Here is a 14,914-nt window from a genome sequence, read left to right as displayed (position 1 = left end):
GGCGATATAAAGCGCCTTAGCGAAGAGCTGGCGCGCCATGTGTACTGTGAGTTATCCTTTTTAGAGTACTCGGATTCAATTGTAAAAACATCAGGCGCGTCCAAGATAGAAAATTCCAGATACGATAAAAAAAGTTACTTACCCCCTGGGCGAAGAAAAAAAACAGGTTCATAACCAGGTTTACACAAATACGTATCTTTTGCGACAGAACCATCCAAACGATATTGAGAAAATAGTAAATTGTTATAGGAATAGGTCAGACGATATTAGATACTCCCGGAAGGTAGGGCTGACAGAGATTGAAAAAAACGATTTCAATCTAAATATTTCACGCTACGTTAATACCGCAAAACCCGAGCCCGTAGTTGATTTAGAGGAAACTAACCTTAAATTAAAAGCCTTAGAACAGGCATTTTTAACGGCAAAAGAAAAGCATAATAAACAGCTTAAGGAGTTGGGATTGCCTCCTATTTAGAAATCTTGAGACCCTATTGGGCGAAAACCTATGACGTAGAATTGGAATATTTAGCCCCTTAGTAAGTAATAATTAATTAGGATAAGAAGAATGAAGAATGAATAATAAATAAATAATAAAACAAACACTAAAATAGTAATAGGTACATTAGCCTTAGCATTATCTACCACAGCAACTGCATACCAAGCTGGTGATCCGCCAGAACAAGAAGGGCAAATCGAACAAATAACATTGAGCCAGTTGGCGGCTTATGATGAAGCTATAGTTGAGCGTAAAAAGACATGTGAAGAATTAAGAACTCGTGAGTCTTGGATGACAGATGCGGGCTATGCAAAGATACAAACGGGGTTACAAGATACTGAGTGCGCAATTTTGTTTAAAGTAGGAGATACTGGACTAGCTGGGGGTACTGTATTCCATACCTCTTCGGGTGGTAGACACGGGATGGAATCCTCACCAGAAATTATCTCAAACCTAGAATGGGGCTGCTATAACGTACCTGTATCTGCTAAAGGGCGGGATATTGGTACCGGAGCAGGGAATAATGCTCTAATGCTTGGGGAAAATTGTGAGAGTTATAATGGCGGAGAGACCGTATTCCCTGTAGTAGATAAATTTGTAGTTAATGGATACGATGATTGGATTGTTCCCTCAAGAGGTGAATTAGATAGGGTAGAGCATTATGTTAATCTTGAAGAATCTTTAGGCCAAGGGGGTGATGGTTGGGAACTTCCTAATTATATGTGGTCATCTACTATCATTTTGAATTATCCAAATACAAAAGCCTACGCTAAAAATCTATGGACTAGCAAGGGTGCAATGGCGGATAGAGCGTTTAGACTTAGTGTAATGCCAGTACGGAGCTTCTAATAAAAACGAGGTTTTAATTACACCCTAGAATGATGTTTTGGCTAGGTTTATTAGAGGTCTAGCCAATTCAGTTTACATTTTAATTTAGGATTTGTGTGTCTAAGATCACCTCCTTACACACAAGTCCTAAAATACGCCTTTTAGCTTTCTGGCCATTTGAATACCATATACGCAGTCCTGAATCCTCTGAAAACCGATCCAAATACTTTTCGCACCAGGGTCACCATCTGATTTACGCCCTAAAAAACCACCCAATGTCGCTAAATTTCTTAACACGGCATTCAGTGTAGGCACTTTTTTGGGTATCTTTTTGTCCAATAAACCATAAGATGATTTCCATTCTAAAGGATCAAAGATTAATTCAGCAGGCAAGTCAGGACAGATGCGACCTAAGCGCATAAGATACATCACCCGCCAAGCAATAACCATGGCCATGACTAAGGCTTTTTCAATGCGCTCTTTACTGGATAATTGAAGCTTTTCAACCTTGCAGCCCACTTTCAAAATATCAAAAAACATTTCTATTTCCCAGCGACAGCGATACCAGTCAATCAACTCACAGGCTTGATCTTCACTTTCTACCCTTCGATTGCTTAATAAGCGCCATATGAGCGGTGACTTCCCTTTAGGCGGGTTGATTTCTTTTGCCTGAACCAAAGTTACTTCAATACCTTCTTTCCCTTTTACGGGGAAAGTGCAGCGTAACACTTTAATTTCTTGCTGAACTTGTCGCGATTTTTCGCCTTTTTTTCGTGGCTTAATAAAACTAACGCGACTCATAACCTCTTGCTTATCGACGCTATCCCACAGTGTTTCATCCGCTGATAATTTACGGTTATGCCTGGCTCTTACTAGCCAGTCAGCAGGCGTATTTAACGCCTTACTTCTCTGCATAAGACTTAAAATATCACCTTCTCTATCGGCCACATAAACGAGCCGACTTTTAGGGCAACGTTCGGCCATTTCAGCGACACGTTCATAACCTTCTATCCAGCGATCACTTTCTTTTATCGTGGGATTATTTTGATCTTCTGCTTTGCTTTTTCCTCGCAAAATCAGCATCACGAGCTAAGCGAGCGCAGGGAAATTTGCCAGATGCCGAGCAAGTGCTGCGATCAGCGCGCGAGGGAGGCTAAAATTTTATCCCGAATAGCCGTAGAGCCATTTGTGGTAGCCATGACTGAGCTGCTTTGTGCTCAGTCTGTGGCGGACGCAGGGCGGCTGGAGCATCTCCTATTCGCTGCGTAGGTGAACGAATTACGGCGACAGGAGTCCCGGAATTTCGTGAGGTAGCATGGCGCGCCGAGCTTTGTTGCTCTGCCCACATCCACGCATCACTAACCCCTAAAGGGAGCCGGTCTGGTGTAATGCAGAGTGTCGGATGCAAGTACATGCCTCTTTGGGCATCGTAAGATAAGCGACCTAAATCCTCAGTTTCTTGTCCATTAAAATCTAATTCTGTCGTATCTTGTAAGCATAAAATAACGGGCTCTTCACTGACTATAATGCGCTGTTCAACTTGATCTGTATGGGCGACTAACAACTTTTCCCATGTCACATTTTCATTTGCATAAAATCGATAAGTCGCTTGTGTTTCAGCCCAGCCTTGGCAAGCCTGAGGAATGCTTAGTTTAGGCGCTTTTACAAAAGTTTCTATCAATTTAACTGCTCTTTTATTAAGCCGTGAATCACCTAAATCTAAATTACAAAATTCCATTTCTGCCCAAGTCTCAGTCATCGTTACTAAAATAATGAGATTTTACACTCTTATATCAGACTTGTGTGTAAGGAGATGGTCTAAGATGGATATTATTTCGGAAAAGTTATTGGCAGATATCATGTCGGTATCGAGTACGACGATCACCAAGTGGAAGAGAGATAAAAAATATCTCCTATCCCCTCAGATAGTAGTGGGGGAGGTAGTGAGTATTTATTAAAAGATCTTGCGCATCTTCCTCCAATAAAAGCGATGCTCGAATCTCCTAAATCCTTTCAGGATGACGAAACTCCATTAAGAGATTTATACGTCTATTGAATTATTTGCGGGAGCTGGAGGACTCGCCATTAAGCAATACTATAGGTTCTGTCGCAATAATTATCAAAAGCACAGACCTCCTGGTCTTCAGGCATAACTATCCTGCTAAAGCCATAAACTGCTTATAAGCAGGAATATTTTCCTCAGACAATTGCCCCTTTCGGATCATATGTGCCGTTTCAATTCCATCAATGGTTGCTTGGGCGGAGTGAAACGCTTTAAAGCCCATCATCGGTTTTGTTATTCTTTTGATAAAGCGATGATCCTGTTCGATGATGTTATTCAAATATTTAACTTGTAATATGTCAATCATAGTGGCAAACCCAGCGAGGATTAACAAGAGGTTAATATTGGCTAATCCTGCATAGTTAGCGCCACTTTTATCCATAACGACCTTATCAGGAAAGCCATTATTGTTAATCGTTTGTTTGAAAAATGCGGTTGCAGCCTCTTCATCAAGGTGCTCAGAAAGCATGAAAATCAAGCGTATCCCCGTGACTATCAACAGCTCGGTATAAATAGGTCCACTGACCCTTCACTTTGATATACGTTTCATCCATGCGCCACGATTTATTGGTTTCTCGTTTCTGAGATTTAGCTTTTACAGCAATGGCAGGAGAATAACGGATAACCCAACGATTGAGCGTAGCATGATCCACTTCAACACCTCTTTCTTCCATAATTTCTTCAAGGTCGCGATACGAAACGCCATACCTGACATAAAAGAAAACAGCATAAAGAATGAAATCTTTCGCTTAAAATCAGGGAAACGGAGCCTAAGCGGAGTGATGATTTTTAGTCCCTGGTAGGCGACAGGGCAATTCGCTGATCCGAAGTGCGCTAGTAGCGCGCGAGGGAGGCAAGAATTGCATTCCGAATAGCCGTCCAGCCATTTGAGGTAGTCTTAACGGAGCAGGGTTTTGTGCGTAGTTGAGACGGACGCAGGGCGACCAGGGCATCTCCCATTCGCTGCGTAGGCGAATGAATGTTGGTGACAGGAGTCCCAGAATTTCGTGAGGTAGCATGGCGCGCCTGTGGGAAGTGAGCGCCTTTGAAGCTGAGCATGTGATCCACCTTTTATTGAAATTTAGAATTATGATAGCAGATAACGTTGGGAAGGGGTATTTTTGCGACAGAACCAAATAATTAGATAAAAACCTAGGAGCAATACATGTATTATTAATATACTAACGCTGAAAATCCTGGAAACGGAGCTTTAGCGAAGTGAAGATTTTTAGTCCGCGATAGCCGTAGGGCCGTTGTTTTGTCGGAGTCTGAGCGTTAGCGAAGGTGGAGACAAAATAAAAGGCCATCCGACACGGCGTCAAGTCATTTGGAGCCTATGTTCCGACCCCTTGTTGGGTCGGGACGAGGTGACGAGGACGAATCGGGGCCGCCGGAGGCATAAGTGGTCGCGTTAAGTTTTTGCTGCTTGCTTGGGCTGGGATGCCCAAAACAAGCTTTCGCAAAAATAGCGACTCCCCAAAAACGGTCTTTTTATACATTAAATGAATGTCTAAAGAGAATCTAAATAATACTCTCAGATTATGAAAACTCTTTTTTGATTAACTGATTAACAGCTAAACGAATAACGCCAACTCTTGTTAATCCTAGTGTGTCTTGTAATTTATCTAACTGCTCTGATTCAAATTGATTCCAACGAATTGTCATAGATAACGCAGTTTTATTTGCCCTAGGATTTTTTTCATCGATGAGTTGCTGTGCTTTAGCTTCTCTTTCTTTTCTACGTTGTTCTTTTTTTAACAACTCTTCTTGTGATAAACCTCCTTTTGCCGTAAAGCTTTTAGCTGTTACCACTTTCGTTAATTCTTCTTGTGTTTCAAGCGGTTTTCCTGCCAGCGCACTTGCTTTTTTAACAGCCATTATTAAACTCCAATTTCTTTTAATAAATTAATAATTTCTTTCTGAGCTTTTTTATTAGATTCTGTTTTTGCTTTTAACTCTGTAACCCCTAATCCTTCTGACGCAGATAAATGATAAATACTGCGTTCACAGATAAAGGTTTCTAAAATTTTAATTTGAGGAAATTCGCTTAAAAAATCCTTAGCCTCATCAACCTCTTTAACTCGCGGGTTTGTTGGACTCATAGATATCACCGCGGAAACATTTAATTCAGGATTTACAATTAAAGCCTCTTCAATAATTGGTTGAAGCAAAAATAGATTGTTGAGATCAAACTGTGTCGGCTTAAAGGGCACAAGAAAAACATCTGCTGTAATTAGGCCATATCTTAGGTTTTTCTGATCAACACCCGCCGCATCTAAAAAAACATACTCATAGCGCCTACTTAAATCTCTAATCGCACCTGATAAATCACCTGACTGCTTTTGAACACTGTAAATTTCTTTTACGTCATTTGAAAGTTTTTGCGAGCGCTCATCATTCCACATTGTGGAAGTTTTTTGTAAATCAGCATCAATGATCATTACGTCTTTATTTTGACTGGCTAAAAGCGCAGCAAGGTTAACAGTTAATGTGGTCTTACCAGTCCCACCTTTATTTCCACCTATATAGATTTTTGGCATCCTACAATCCTTTTTAATGTCTTTTAAATGTTAAAAAGATATTTTTTGTATATCTTTTTAACTATTAATTAGAGTATAACGTATTTTTGGTTCTGTCGCCATCGCTGAAAATCAGGGAAACGGAGCCTAAGCGAAGTGATGATTTTTAGTCCGCGATAGCCGTAGGGTCGTTGTTTTGTCGGAGTCTGAGCGTTAGCGAAGGTGGAGACAAAATAAAAGGCCATCCGACACGGCGTCAAGTCATTTGGAGCCTATGTTCCGACCCCTTGTTGGGTCGGGACGAGGTGACGAGGACGAATCGGGGCCGCCGGAGGCATAAGTGGTCGCGTTAAGTTTTTGCTGCTTGCTTGGGCTGGGATGCCCAAAACAAGCTTTCGCAAAAATAGCGACTCCCCGACTGGTCTTCAGGCATAACTATCCTGCTAAAGCCATAAACTGCTTATAAGCAGGAATATTTTCCTCAGACAAAATTGGGCTTCCCGTCTAAGCCGGGACACACAGTATTATGGATTAAAACGCCAAGGTGGAACAACCGCTTCTAAACGTTTTTTTGAGCAGGATTTTTCTGGTTTGTTTTCATGGATTTTAGGCCAGATGGGGGAATTACCTCTGCCCAGAAATGGCCGACCTAAGGTTGTTCTTGACCCCTTGAAATTACAGGTGTCCCGGCTTAGACGGGAAGCCCAATTTTGTCCCTTTCGGATCATGTGTGCTGTTTCAATTCCATCAATTGTTGCTTGAGCGGAGTGAAACGCTTTAAAGCCCATCATCGGTTTTGTTATTTTTTTGATAAATCGATGATCCTGTTCGATGATGTTATTCAAATATTTGGCCTGTAATATGGCGATCATGGTGGCAAACCCAGCGAGGATTACAATACCTTCGCCAATATGCATAAGTTCTAAAATTGCTCATTGGTGGAATAGTCCACTTTACATAGTCCATATATGACAGTCCATTATACTTAGCATTAAGAAATTAATAGACTATGTAAATATTGGGCTTCATGCGGTCTCTTTGAGGTGTACCCATAATGGACTAGGTTTGTTTGAAATCTGGCTATTATCCGAAATATCTCAGCGCTAGCCAGAACAGTTCATTTAAAAGCATAATAAATCTAAATTTGAGGTGCGTATTGTAAGGATTACAGCGCATTAAGTAAAAATATCGGGTTCTGTCGCAAAAACCAAAAATGGCCTATTACCTACGATCATAAGATTTAATTTTACACAAAGTAGGTTTGCATGCTCAACTAAAAATGGTGCTATTTTTTAAGTCATTATTTTGCTGAACACCAGATCATACCTGGCTTATCCATTCAATTATCCCGATGAGGTAATAGTATATTCTCCTGCATGATGCTTTTTTTCATGAGAGGAATGAAAACAGGTTTATAGCCGGTTTTACACAAATACTTATCTTTTGCGACAGAACCCCATGATCGACATATTACAGATTAAATATTTGAATAACATCATCGAACAGGACCATCGATTTATCAAAAAAATAACAAAACCGATGATGGGCTTTATTGATGGAATTGAAACGGCGCATATGATCCGAAAGGGGCAAAGCCCCTAAAAATAACGGCTTTAATAAAGGGTGTGTTAAGTAAATGCTTAATAAGCGCAATCCTTGAAGTCATTAAAAGAGAATGACACTATAATAATTGCTTCTATCGAAACAAATTCAACCAAGAAAGAAAATAATGGCAAACGGAAATAATAACTTTGAAGCATCTTTATTCAACACAGCGGATCGTTTAAGAAAAAATATTGATGCGGCAGAGTATAAAAATGTCGTATTGGGTTTGATCTTTCTAAAATACATTTCTGACTCATTTCAGGAACTCTATGATCGATTAGACAATGATGAATATTCCGACCCAGAAGATAGGGATGAATATCTGGCAGAAAATATATTTTTTGTGCCAAAAGATGCTCGATGGAAAAACCTACAAGCTAAAGCAAAATTCCCAGAAATTGGGATAGCCATTGATGATGCTATGAGCATCATAGAAAAGGAGAACAGCGAATTAAAAAATGTTTTGCCTAAAGTATATGCAAAGCCCAATCTGGACAAAACTTCTTTAGGGCAATTAATTGATGTTATTTCTGATATTGAACTTCAAGCGCAAAAAGAAAGTTCCAAAGACCTGCTTGGGCGGGTGTATGAATATTTTTTAGGTGAGTTTGCCAGTGCCGAAGGTAAAAAAGGCGGACAGTTTTATACGCCTAAATCCATCGTTAAACTAATGGTAGATATGATCGAGCCATATAATGGTAGAGTCTATGACCCCGCTTGTGGTAGTGGTGGCATGTTTATCATGAGTGAGAAATTTGTTGAAGAGCATCAAGGAAATATTCAAGAAATCACCATTTACGGTCAAGAATCCAACCAGACCACTTGGAAGCTTTCTAAAATGAATCTTGCCATTCACAATATCAACTCGCAGTTTGTGGCATGGAATACAGAAGGAAGTTTTTTAAAAGATTCCCACCCAGACCTTAAAGCCGATTATATCCTAGCTAACCCTCCCTTTAATCAATCGGAATGGGGGCAAGAAATATTAGTAGAAGATGGTAGATGGAAATATGGCGTACCACCAAAAGGAAACGCTAATTTTGCTTGGATGCAGCACATGCTTTACCACCTTGCCCCTGATGGTGTCATGGCAACGGTACTTGCCAATGGTAGTTTAAGCTCCAATACATCGGGTGAAGGGGATATTCGTACAAATATGGTTAAAGCAGGTCTAGTTGATTGTATCGTGGCTCTACCCAAACAGCTTTTTTATAACACGGGGATTCCTGCCACTATCTGGGTATTACGCCGTGGAAAAACGGTACAACAAGGAAAAACTTTATTTATAGATGTTTCTGAAATGGGTTTTATGAAAGATCGGGTGCATCGTGAATTTGCCCCTGAAGATATACAGAAAATCGAACATGTCTATCATAACTGGCGCAAAACAGAAGGTTATGAAGATATTAAAGGTTTCTGTAAATCAGCCACCCTTGAAGAGATAGAAAAACATAATTTTGTTCTTACACCTAGTCGATATGTTGGCATCCCTGATGAAGAAGATGATGGCATTCCTTTTGAAGATAAGATGGCTGATTTAACCGCTACACTTGCACAGCAGATAGAGAAAGAAAAAGAGCTGGATGAGCAGTTAAAAGAACAGCTAGAAAAAGTTGGATTTGCATTATGAGTGAATTACCAAAGGGATGGATTGAAACAGAATTTGGGTTTTTACCAACGGCTTGGAAACCAGTAGAAGCACAACAGTTTTGTGCGAAAGTTGCTGATGGAACTCACGCTTCACCAAAGAAGCAAGAATCAGGAAAGTTATTAATTACATCTAAGAATATTAAGGATAGCCGATTAGATGTTGGGTCTGCGTACCATATTTCTTCTGAGGATTACATTAAGGTCAACAAGAGAAGTAAAGTTAACCAGTGGGATGTATTGCTTTCAATGATTGGTACTGTTGGCGAGGTATGCTTGATAGATGTAGAACCTAACTTTGCCATTAAGAATGTTGGGCTGTTTAAATGTGGAGATGAAACAAAAGGCAAATGGCTATATTACTTTTTGAAAAGTAAAAGTGGACAACATTATATTTATAGCAGGCTAAGCGGAACAACCCAAAAATATATTACACTAGGCGAACTTAGAAATTTCCCTATTCCTAATCCCCCCCTCCCAGAACAAAAAGCAGTTACAAATACCCTCTCAGTTTTTGACGAAAAAATAGAGCTGTTACGTGAACAAAACGAAACACTGGAAACCCTAGCCCAAACGATTTTTAAAGAATGGTTTATCAATTTCAACTTTCCTAATGCAACAGGTGAAATGGTGGATAGTGAACTTGGGGAGATTCCGAAAGGCTGGCGGGTGTATGAGTTGAACGAACTTGTTGATATTGTCAACGGCTATTCATATAAGGGTAAAGAGCTTGTTGAATCAAGTTGTGAGGCTTTAGTTACGCTTAAAAGCTTTAATAGAAATGGTGGTTTTCAAACAAGGGGGTTCAAGCCATTTTTAGGAAATCCAAAACCACAGCAGGAAGTTTCTATAGGAGACTTAATAGTAGCTCATACTGATTTAACACAAGACGCAGAAGTGTTAGGTAATCCAGCCTTTGTTTTTGAAGATGGGGGTTTTCATAAAATGTTTATTACCATGGATTTGGTTAAAGTTAATTCAAAGGTAGAGAATATTGAAAATGCATTTCTCTACTATGTTATGAAAGATAGGCGTTTCAAAGGACATTGTATTGGATATTCAAATGGTACTACCGTTTTACACTTATCTAAAAAATCTATTCCTGAATATAGATTGGCATTACCAAAGGACTTGATTTTGGAAAAATTTTTTTCAGGTATAGCGTATTCAATGACGAGGAAAATTAGCAATAATATATCCCAAATCCAAACTCTCACAAAAACAAGAGATACCTTATTACCCAAACTAATGAGTGGTAAACTCAGAGTAAAAGGATTTTATTCTTAACATGGAAAAAGTAATCTTTGATACGAATTTCATACGTAATACTGAACCCAAACAGTTTTTAGGCGGTAGAAATGAGCTTGAACGTTTTGCCAAAATAGCCGAACTTGTTTTTCCTGATATTGTGATCGAAGAAATCAAAAATCAGAAAAGAAAAAATCTGGAAAAACACAAAACATCATTTTTGAGCAACCCGTTCCACTGGCTTAGAAAGTTAGATGATAGTGAGACAAAAAGTTTTGATATTGAATCACACCTAACAGAGCTAGAGAACAACGAAACACTAGAATACTCCGTCATTAAACTGTCTGATTATTCCGTGTTGGAACAAATGAAAGAATTGGCATTGAGAAAACTTCCGCCATTCGAAGCTGGAGACAATACCGACAAGGGTTTTAAAGATGCCTGTATTTATTTTACAACTTTAGAATATTTACAATCTATCCCAGACAAAACAATATTTGTTTGTTGTAAAGATGGGCGACTGAAAGAAGCACTAGAAAAACACCCTAATATTATTGTTATCGAAGGTTTCGATGAATTTATTCAAAACAGAATTACTGTGGTTTACAATGATTATTTTATCGACCAACTAAAAACTGATATTAACGAAGAAATAACCAAAGAAAGCATTATTAATTACTGGATTAATATCAATGATAACCCTGTATATCTAATTGAAGTTAATGGTGAAAAAAATGTGGTCGAGGTAGATGCTGGCGAGATTGTTGCTTCTGAAAAGGTAGATATTTATTCAAAGGTAATAAAAAACTTTATTAACTCCATGTCATTTTCAAATACCTATTCAATTATTGAAGAGTTAAACCCTTATCTTCATCTTCTATCTGATGATGAGATTACAAAAATTTTAGAAGCTGCCAACGTCAATGAGCAGATATCTTGCATTATCGGAGATATAGACGTAAAACAGTTTATCAGTACGCTTTATGAAAAAAAGAAAGGAATACTCCCGCCTGAACTTAAAACGGGTATACAGCATAGGTTGGAGGCATCGCTATGACTGATTTAACCGAAGGTGCAATAGAACAAAATTTAATTGGCCTGCTTAAAACACAAGGATACGAATATTACAACGGCACTGAACTAGATCGAAATGATTTTGCTTCCGTGGTATTAGAAGATCAGTTAAAGGGAAGCTTAAAAAGACTCAATCCTGATTTGCCTGAATCTGCCCGCGTTGAAGCCTTTCAGCATGTCATGCATCTTGGTTCTAATGACATTATGACTAACAATGAAAAATTTCACCAGATGCTTACCGATGGGCTGACGGTGGAATATTTTAAACAGGGTGAAACAGTAGGACTACAAGTCAAACTAATTGATTTTGAGACACCAGAAAATAATAATTTTTGGGCGGTCAATCAGTTTGTCATTAAAGAAAATAATCAATCTAAACGCCTTGATGTGGTGTTGTTTGTTAATGGTTTACCTTTGGTGATAATTGAACTTAAAAGTGCTATTAGTGAAAAAGCAACATTAGAGCGAGCCTATACCCAAATCCAGAATTATAAAACTGCTGTTCCCTCTATTTTTTACTATAACGCTTTATGTGTAATTTCAGATGGCGTGGATGCGCGTACTTCGTCTGTTTCCGCTCCTTTTTCTCGCTTTCTAGCATGGAAATCACCCGATAAAAAAGAAAACGGCGTTTTACCAGAACTACAAATCTTAGCGCAGAGGATGCTACAAAAAACTGTCTTGTTAAGGTTGGTTCGCTTTAATACAGTCTTTGAATCTGAAGAAGTAAAAGATGAGAAAACAGGGCTTTTATCACAAATAAAAATTAAAAAAATAGCGGCTTATCATCAATATTATGTAGTTGAGAAAGCGATCCATGAAACATTAAGAGCAACTGAAACCGAAGGGGATAGGAAAGTAGGGGTTGTCTGGCATACGCAAGGAAGCGGAAAATCGCTTTCTATGGTGTTTTATTCAGGGCAGTTAGTCGTTGAAAAAGCCATGCAAAACCCGACCCTTGTTATATTGACTGACAGAAACGATTTAGACGATCAGCTCTTTACTACTTTTGGAAATTGCGCTTCTCTCTTGCGACAAAAGCCTGTTCAAGCAAATAGTCGAGAAAACTTAAAAGAATTGTTACAAGTCACTGGCGGTGGCATCGTCTTTACCACTATCCAAAAGTTTTATCCTGAAGAGGGAAACAACGTCTTTGGCACTTTATCTAAGCGTTCAAATATTGTTGTAGTGGCTGATGAAGCACACCGCAGCCAATATGGCTTTACAGGTAAGGTCGATAAAGACGGTAATATTAAATATGGCAATGCCAAGCATTTAAGAGATGCTTTACCTAACGCTTCTTTTATCGGTTTTACTGGAACACCGATTGAAAAAGAAGATAGAGACACACAAAAGGTTTTTGGTGGTTATATTGATATTTATGATATTGCTCAGGCGGTGGAAGATGGCGCAACCGTACCTTTAAGTTATGAAAGCAGACTGGTTAAAATAAAATTCAATAAGGATGCTAACGAAAAAATAGATGAATTAATTGAAGGGATAGAAGGGGCAACCGATGAGCAATTAGAAAAAGCCAAAAAGAAAAATGCTCGAGTCAATGCCATTATTGGACACCCCGAACGCTTAAAGGATATTTCAAAGGATATTGTTACGCATTTTGAATCGCGGCAAGCTGTGTTTGAAGGCAAGGGGATGATTGTCTGCATGACACGCCAAATTGCCGTAGATTTATATGAGCAGATTAAACAACTAAAACCCGAATGGCATCATGGTGATTTAGACAAAGGTGTAATTAAAGTGGTTATGACCAGTTCATCAGATGACCCTGAAAGCTTTCAGCCACACCATACCAACAAAAAAGATCGTCAATTCTTAGCAGCAAGACTCAAAGATAGCCATGATAAATTAAATCTGGTGATTGTTCAGTCCATGTGGCTAACAGGGTTTGACGCACCGCCACTACATACCCTTTATATCGACAAAAGGATGCAAGGGGCAGCATTAATGCAGGCAATCGCCCGTGTTAATCGCGTTTATAAAGATAAGCCAGGTGGATTAATTGTTGATTATATCGGTATAGGGCAAGATTTGCGCTCGGCAATGAAAGACTATACCGAAAGCGGGGGTCAAGGAAATGTTGCACCTGATATTGATGAAATTATCAGTGCCATGAACGCCAAATTTGAGGTAGTCAAACAAATGTTTCATAAGTTTGACTATGAGCCATATTTTGATGCACCAACAGGTGAAAAATTAAAAATATTATTGGCAGCTCAAAACTTTATATTGAAAGATGAAAAGTTAAAAGATCGGTTTTTATCAGAAGTAACCACTTTATCAAAACTTTATGTCATGGCTGTTCCCAGTTATGGATCAGAAGTAATCAAGGACAAAATCGCCTTTTTCAAAGTCATAAAATCAAGAATTAATAAATTCACGCCAAGTGGCGAAAAAACAGATATCCAAGTCAATACAGCAATACGTCAAATAGTTGATGATGCGCTTAGTAGTGATGGAGTTGTCGATATTTTTGAAGCAGCAGGAGTCAATAGTCCTTCTCTTAGTATTTTATCTGAAGAATTTTTGCTCGAAGTCAAAAACATGGAGCATGAAAACCTTGCCTTTGAACTACTCAAAAAACTTTTGAATGACGAAGTAAAAACAAGAAAAAGAAAAAATACCATACAAGGTAAAAAGTTTTCTGAAATGCTTGAATCAACGATTAAGCATTATCACAATAATCAAATTGATACGGCTCAAGTCATTAAAGAACTTGCTGGAATTGCCGAAAAAATGAATCTGGAAGATCACAAAGCAGATGACTTAGATTTAACCCCAGAGGAATATGCTTTTTATTCAATTCTTTCGCAAAACAGCTCTACGGAATATCTGGAAGACAATAAAATGAAAGAGCTTATCCATTTAATCGTTGATATTATCCGAAAAAATGCAACCGTTGACTGGAATAAACGAGCTGATGTAAAAGCAAAACTAAGGTTGTTGGTTAAAAAAGTACTAATAAAATATGGCTATCCACCTGATGTGGCCAGAATAGAAGCAGATGGAGTATTAGAACAAAGTGAATTATTGGCTAGTGAATTGACCAGCTAAAAATTACTTCCTCTTGCGCCATTCCCAAGGTGGCAATGGATCAGGTAAAGCCCATAAGCCACGTTTATTTTCTTTGGCGGCTTCTTCCGCTTCATAAAGAATAGGATCGCTTGTATATTTTTGATAAACCCAAGCTGCACCACTTTCAACGGTTCTGTCGCAAGAACTTATTACGACGGTAAGGATTGGTCATAACCGACCTTTATGCAGCTAATGAATAAAACTGTCCTGCAGGAGACAAACCATCCCCTCCGAACATTTGTCCTTTTTTGATCATTTTCATTATCTCAATACCTGCTAATGTTTTTTGGGCGCTATGGAAGTTTTAAAAACCCAACATAGGGCGAGTTATTCGTTTAATGT

The 14,914-nt window shown here is 38.8% G+C and carries 18 protein-coding genes and 4 pseudogenes; 9 read left to right on the top strand and 13 right to left on the bottom strand.

The window, feature by feature from the left end; translation table 11 throughout:
- The first annotated feature begins 199 nt into the window (after positions 1 to 199).
- Both K6984_RS28025 and K6984_RS28020 read left to right on the top strand, forming a co-directional pair.
- Positions 200 to 475: an N-6 DNA methylase gene (locus K6984_RS28025; RefSeq protein ID WP_230988332.1), complete on the top strand. Its 276-nt coding sequence runs from the start codon at positions 200 to 202 to the stop codon at positions 473 to 475.
- Between the two features lie 240 nt (positions 476 to 715).
- A complete protein-coding gene (locus K6984_RS28020) occupies positions 716 to 1,345 on the top strand; it encodes a hypothetical protein (RefSeq protein WP_221898325.1) in 630 nt (209 codons plus the stop codon).
- A 126-nt stretch (positions 1,346 to 1,471) separates the two neighbouring features.
- Here K6984_RS28020 and K6984_RS28015 read toward each other — a convergent pair whose 3' ends face one another.
- On the bottom strand, positions 1,472 to 2,398 hold the full coding sequence (locus K6984_RS28015; RefSeq protein ID WP_221898324.1) for an IS4 family transposase: 927 nt from the start codon (positions 2,396 to 2,398) through the stop codon (positions 1,472 to 1,474).
- Positions 2,399 to 2,535: 137 nt separating this feature from the next.
- On the opposite strand from K6984_RS28015, the gene K6984_RS37000 reads away from it, so the two are divergent.
- Positions 2,536 to 2,757 carry a hypothetical protein gene (locus tag K6984_RS37000; RefSeq protein WP_230988334.1) on the top strand — a complete coding sequence of 74 codons (222 nt, stop codon included), beginning with the start codon at positions 2,536 to 2,538 and terminating at the stop codon, positions 2,755 to 2,757.
- On the opposite strand, the pseudogene K6984_RS36995 reads toward K6984_RS37000, so the two are convergent.
- From K6984_RS36995 to K6984_RS35265, 9 genes and pseudogenes are all read right to left on the bottom strand, one after another.
- A pseudogene (locus K6984_RS36995) lies at positions 2,658 to 3,083 on the bottom strand (IS4/Tn5 family transposase DNA-binding protein); the annotation flags it as partial. The gene K6984_RS37000 and the pseudogene K6984_RS36995 overlap by 100 nt on opposite strands.
- Positions 3,084 to 3,477: 394 nt before the next feature.
- Positions 3,478 to 4,123, bottom strand: a protein-coding gene (locus K6984_RS28005; RefSeq protein WP_420831735.1) for an IS6 family transposase whose coding sequence is annotated in 2 segments (ribosomal slippage) — positions 3,478 to 3,858 and positions 3,860 to 4,123 — 645 coding nt in all. Because the reading frame shifts where the segments join, the coding sequence is not laid out codon by codon here.
- Positions 4,124 to 4,220: 97 nt separating this feature from the next.
- Positions 4,221 to 4,346 carry a hypothetical protein gene (locus tag K6984_RS35280; RefSeq protein ID WP_263458613.1) on the bottom strand — a complete coding sequence of 42 codons (126 nt, stop codon included), beginning with the start codon at positions 4,344 to 4,346 and terminating at the stop codon, positions 4,221 to 4,223.
- A gap of 221 nt (positions 4,347 to 4,567) precedes the next feature.
- Positions 4,568 to 4,693 (bottom strand): hypothetical protein, encoded by a 126-nt coding sequence (locus tag K6984_RS35275; RefSeq protein ID WP_263458618.1) that lies wholly within the window; start codon positions 4,691 to 4,693, stop codon positions 4,568 to 4,570.
- A 27-nt stretch (positions 4,694 to 4,720) separates the two neighbouring features.
- A complete protein-coding gene (locus K6984_RS35270; RefSeq protein ID WP_263458596.1) occupies positions 4,721 to 4,849 on the bottom strand; it encodes a hypothetical protein in 129 nt (42 codons plus the stop codon).
- Between the two features lie 76 nt (positions 4,850 to 4,925).
- Positions 4,926 to 5,264 (bottom strand): hypothetical protein, encoded by a 339-nt coding sequence (locus tag K6984_RS28000; RefSeq protein ID WP_221897969.1) that lies wholly within the window; start codon positions 5,262 to 5,264, stop codon positions 4,926 to 4,928.
- A gap of 2 nt (positions 5,265 to 5,266) precedes the next feature.
- Positions 5,267 to 5,926, bottom strand: coding sequence for an AAA family ATPase (locus K6984_RS27995; protein ID WP_221898322.1), 660 nt, complete (start codon positions 5,924 to 5,926; stop codon positions 5,267 to 5,269).
- Between the two features lie 68 nt (positions 5,927 to 5,994).
- Complete coding sequence (locus K6984_RS27990) at positions 5,995 to 6,150, bottom strand: hypothetical protein (protein ID WP_221898321.1); 156 nt, start codon at positions 6,148 to 6,150, stop codon at positions 5,995 to 5,997.
- 27 nt (positions 6,151 to 6,177) lie between these two features.
- Positions 6,178 to 6,306, bottom strand: coding sequence for a hypothetical protein (locus K6984_RS35265; protein ID WP_263458596.1), 129 nt, complete (start codon positions 6,304 to 6,306; stop codon positions 6,178 to 6,180).
- 55 nt (positions 6,307 to 6,361) lie between these two features.
- On the opposite strand from K6984_RS35265, the gene K6984_RS36780 reads away from it, so the two are divergent.
- Positions 6,362 to 6,667 carry a DUF6399 domain-containing protein gene (locus tag K6984_RS36780; RefSeq protein ID WP_221898327.1) on the top strand — a complete coding sequence of 102 codons (306 nt, stop codon included), beginning with the start codon at positions 6,362 to 6,364 and terminating at the stop codon, positions 6,665 to 6,667.
- On the opposite strand, the pseudogene K6984_RS27980 reads toward K6984_RS36780, so the two are convergent.
- Positions 6,616 to 6,774 (bottom strand): annotated as a pseudogene (locus tag K6984_RS27980) (DDE-type integrase/transposase/recombinase); the annotation flags it as partial. The gene K6984_RS36780 and the pseudogene K6984_RS27980 sit on opposite strands and share 52 nt — an antisense overlap.
- Positions 6,775 to 7,363: 589 nt before the next feature.
- Between K6984_RS27980 and K6984_RS27975 the strand changes: the two are divergent.
- The 5 genes and pseudogenes from K6984_RS27975 to K6984_RS27955 form a co-directional block, all read left to right on the top strand.
- Positions 7,364 to 7,507 (top strand): annotated as a pseudogene (locus K6984_RS27975) (IS6 family transposase); the annotation flags it as partial.
- Positions 7,508 to 7,634: 127 nt separating this feature from the next.
- Positions 7,635 to 9,140, top strand: coding sequence for a class I SAM-dependent DNA methyltransferase (locus tag K6984_RS27970; RefSeq protein WP_221898320.1), 1,506 nt, complete (start codon positions 7,635 to 7,637; stop codon positions 9,138 to 9,140).
- Positions 9,137 to 10,444 (top strand): restriction endonuclease subunit S, encoded by a 1,308-nt coding sequence (locus tag K6984_RS27965; protein WP_087871104.1) that lies wholly within the window; start codon positions 9,137 to 9,139, stop codon positions 10,442 to 10,444. Before K6984_RS27970 ends, K6984_RS27965 begins: the two co-directional genes overlap by 4 nt.
- Before the next feature lies 1 nt (position 10,445).
- Entirely contained in the window at positions 10,446 to 11,462 is a 1,017-nt protein-coding gene (locus tag K6984_RS27960; protein ID WP_087871105.1) for a PIN domain-containing protein, read from the top strand.
- Complete coding sequence (locus tag K6984_RS27955; RefSeq protein ID WP_221898319.1) at positions 11,459 to 14,551, top strand: type I restriction endonuclease subunit R; 3,093 nt, start codon at positions 11,459 to 11,461, stop codon at positions 14,549 to 14,551. Before K6984_RS27960 ends, K6984_RS27955 begins: the two co-directional genes overlap by 4 nt.
- 3 nt (positions 14,552 to 14,554) lie before the next feature.
- Here the strand turns inward: K6984_RS27955 and K6984_RS35260 are convergent, their stop codons facing one another.
- Together K6984_RS35260 and K6984_RS31830 are read right to left on the bottom strand one after the other, a co-directional pair.
- Positions 14,555 to 14,722 (bottom strand): thermonuclease family protein, encoded by a 168-nt coding sequence (locus K6984_RS35260; RefSeq protein ID WP_263458905.1) that lies wholly within the window; start codon positions 14,720 to 14,722, stop codon positions 14,555 to 14,557.
- A gap of 31 nt (positions 14,723 to 14,753) precedes the next feature.
- Positions 14,754 to 14,914 (bottom strand): annotated as a pseudogene (locus K6984_RS31830) (IS6 family transposase); the annotation flags it as partial.

Origin of the sequence: Bathymodiolus japonicus methanotrophic gill symbiont, from assembly GCF_019721995.1 — a bacterium.
Classification (GTDB): Bacteria; Pseudomonadota; Gammaproteobacteria; order Methylococcales; family Methylomonadaceae; genus Methyloprofundus.
This window is presented reverse-complemented; position numbering and strand designations above follow the sequence as displayed.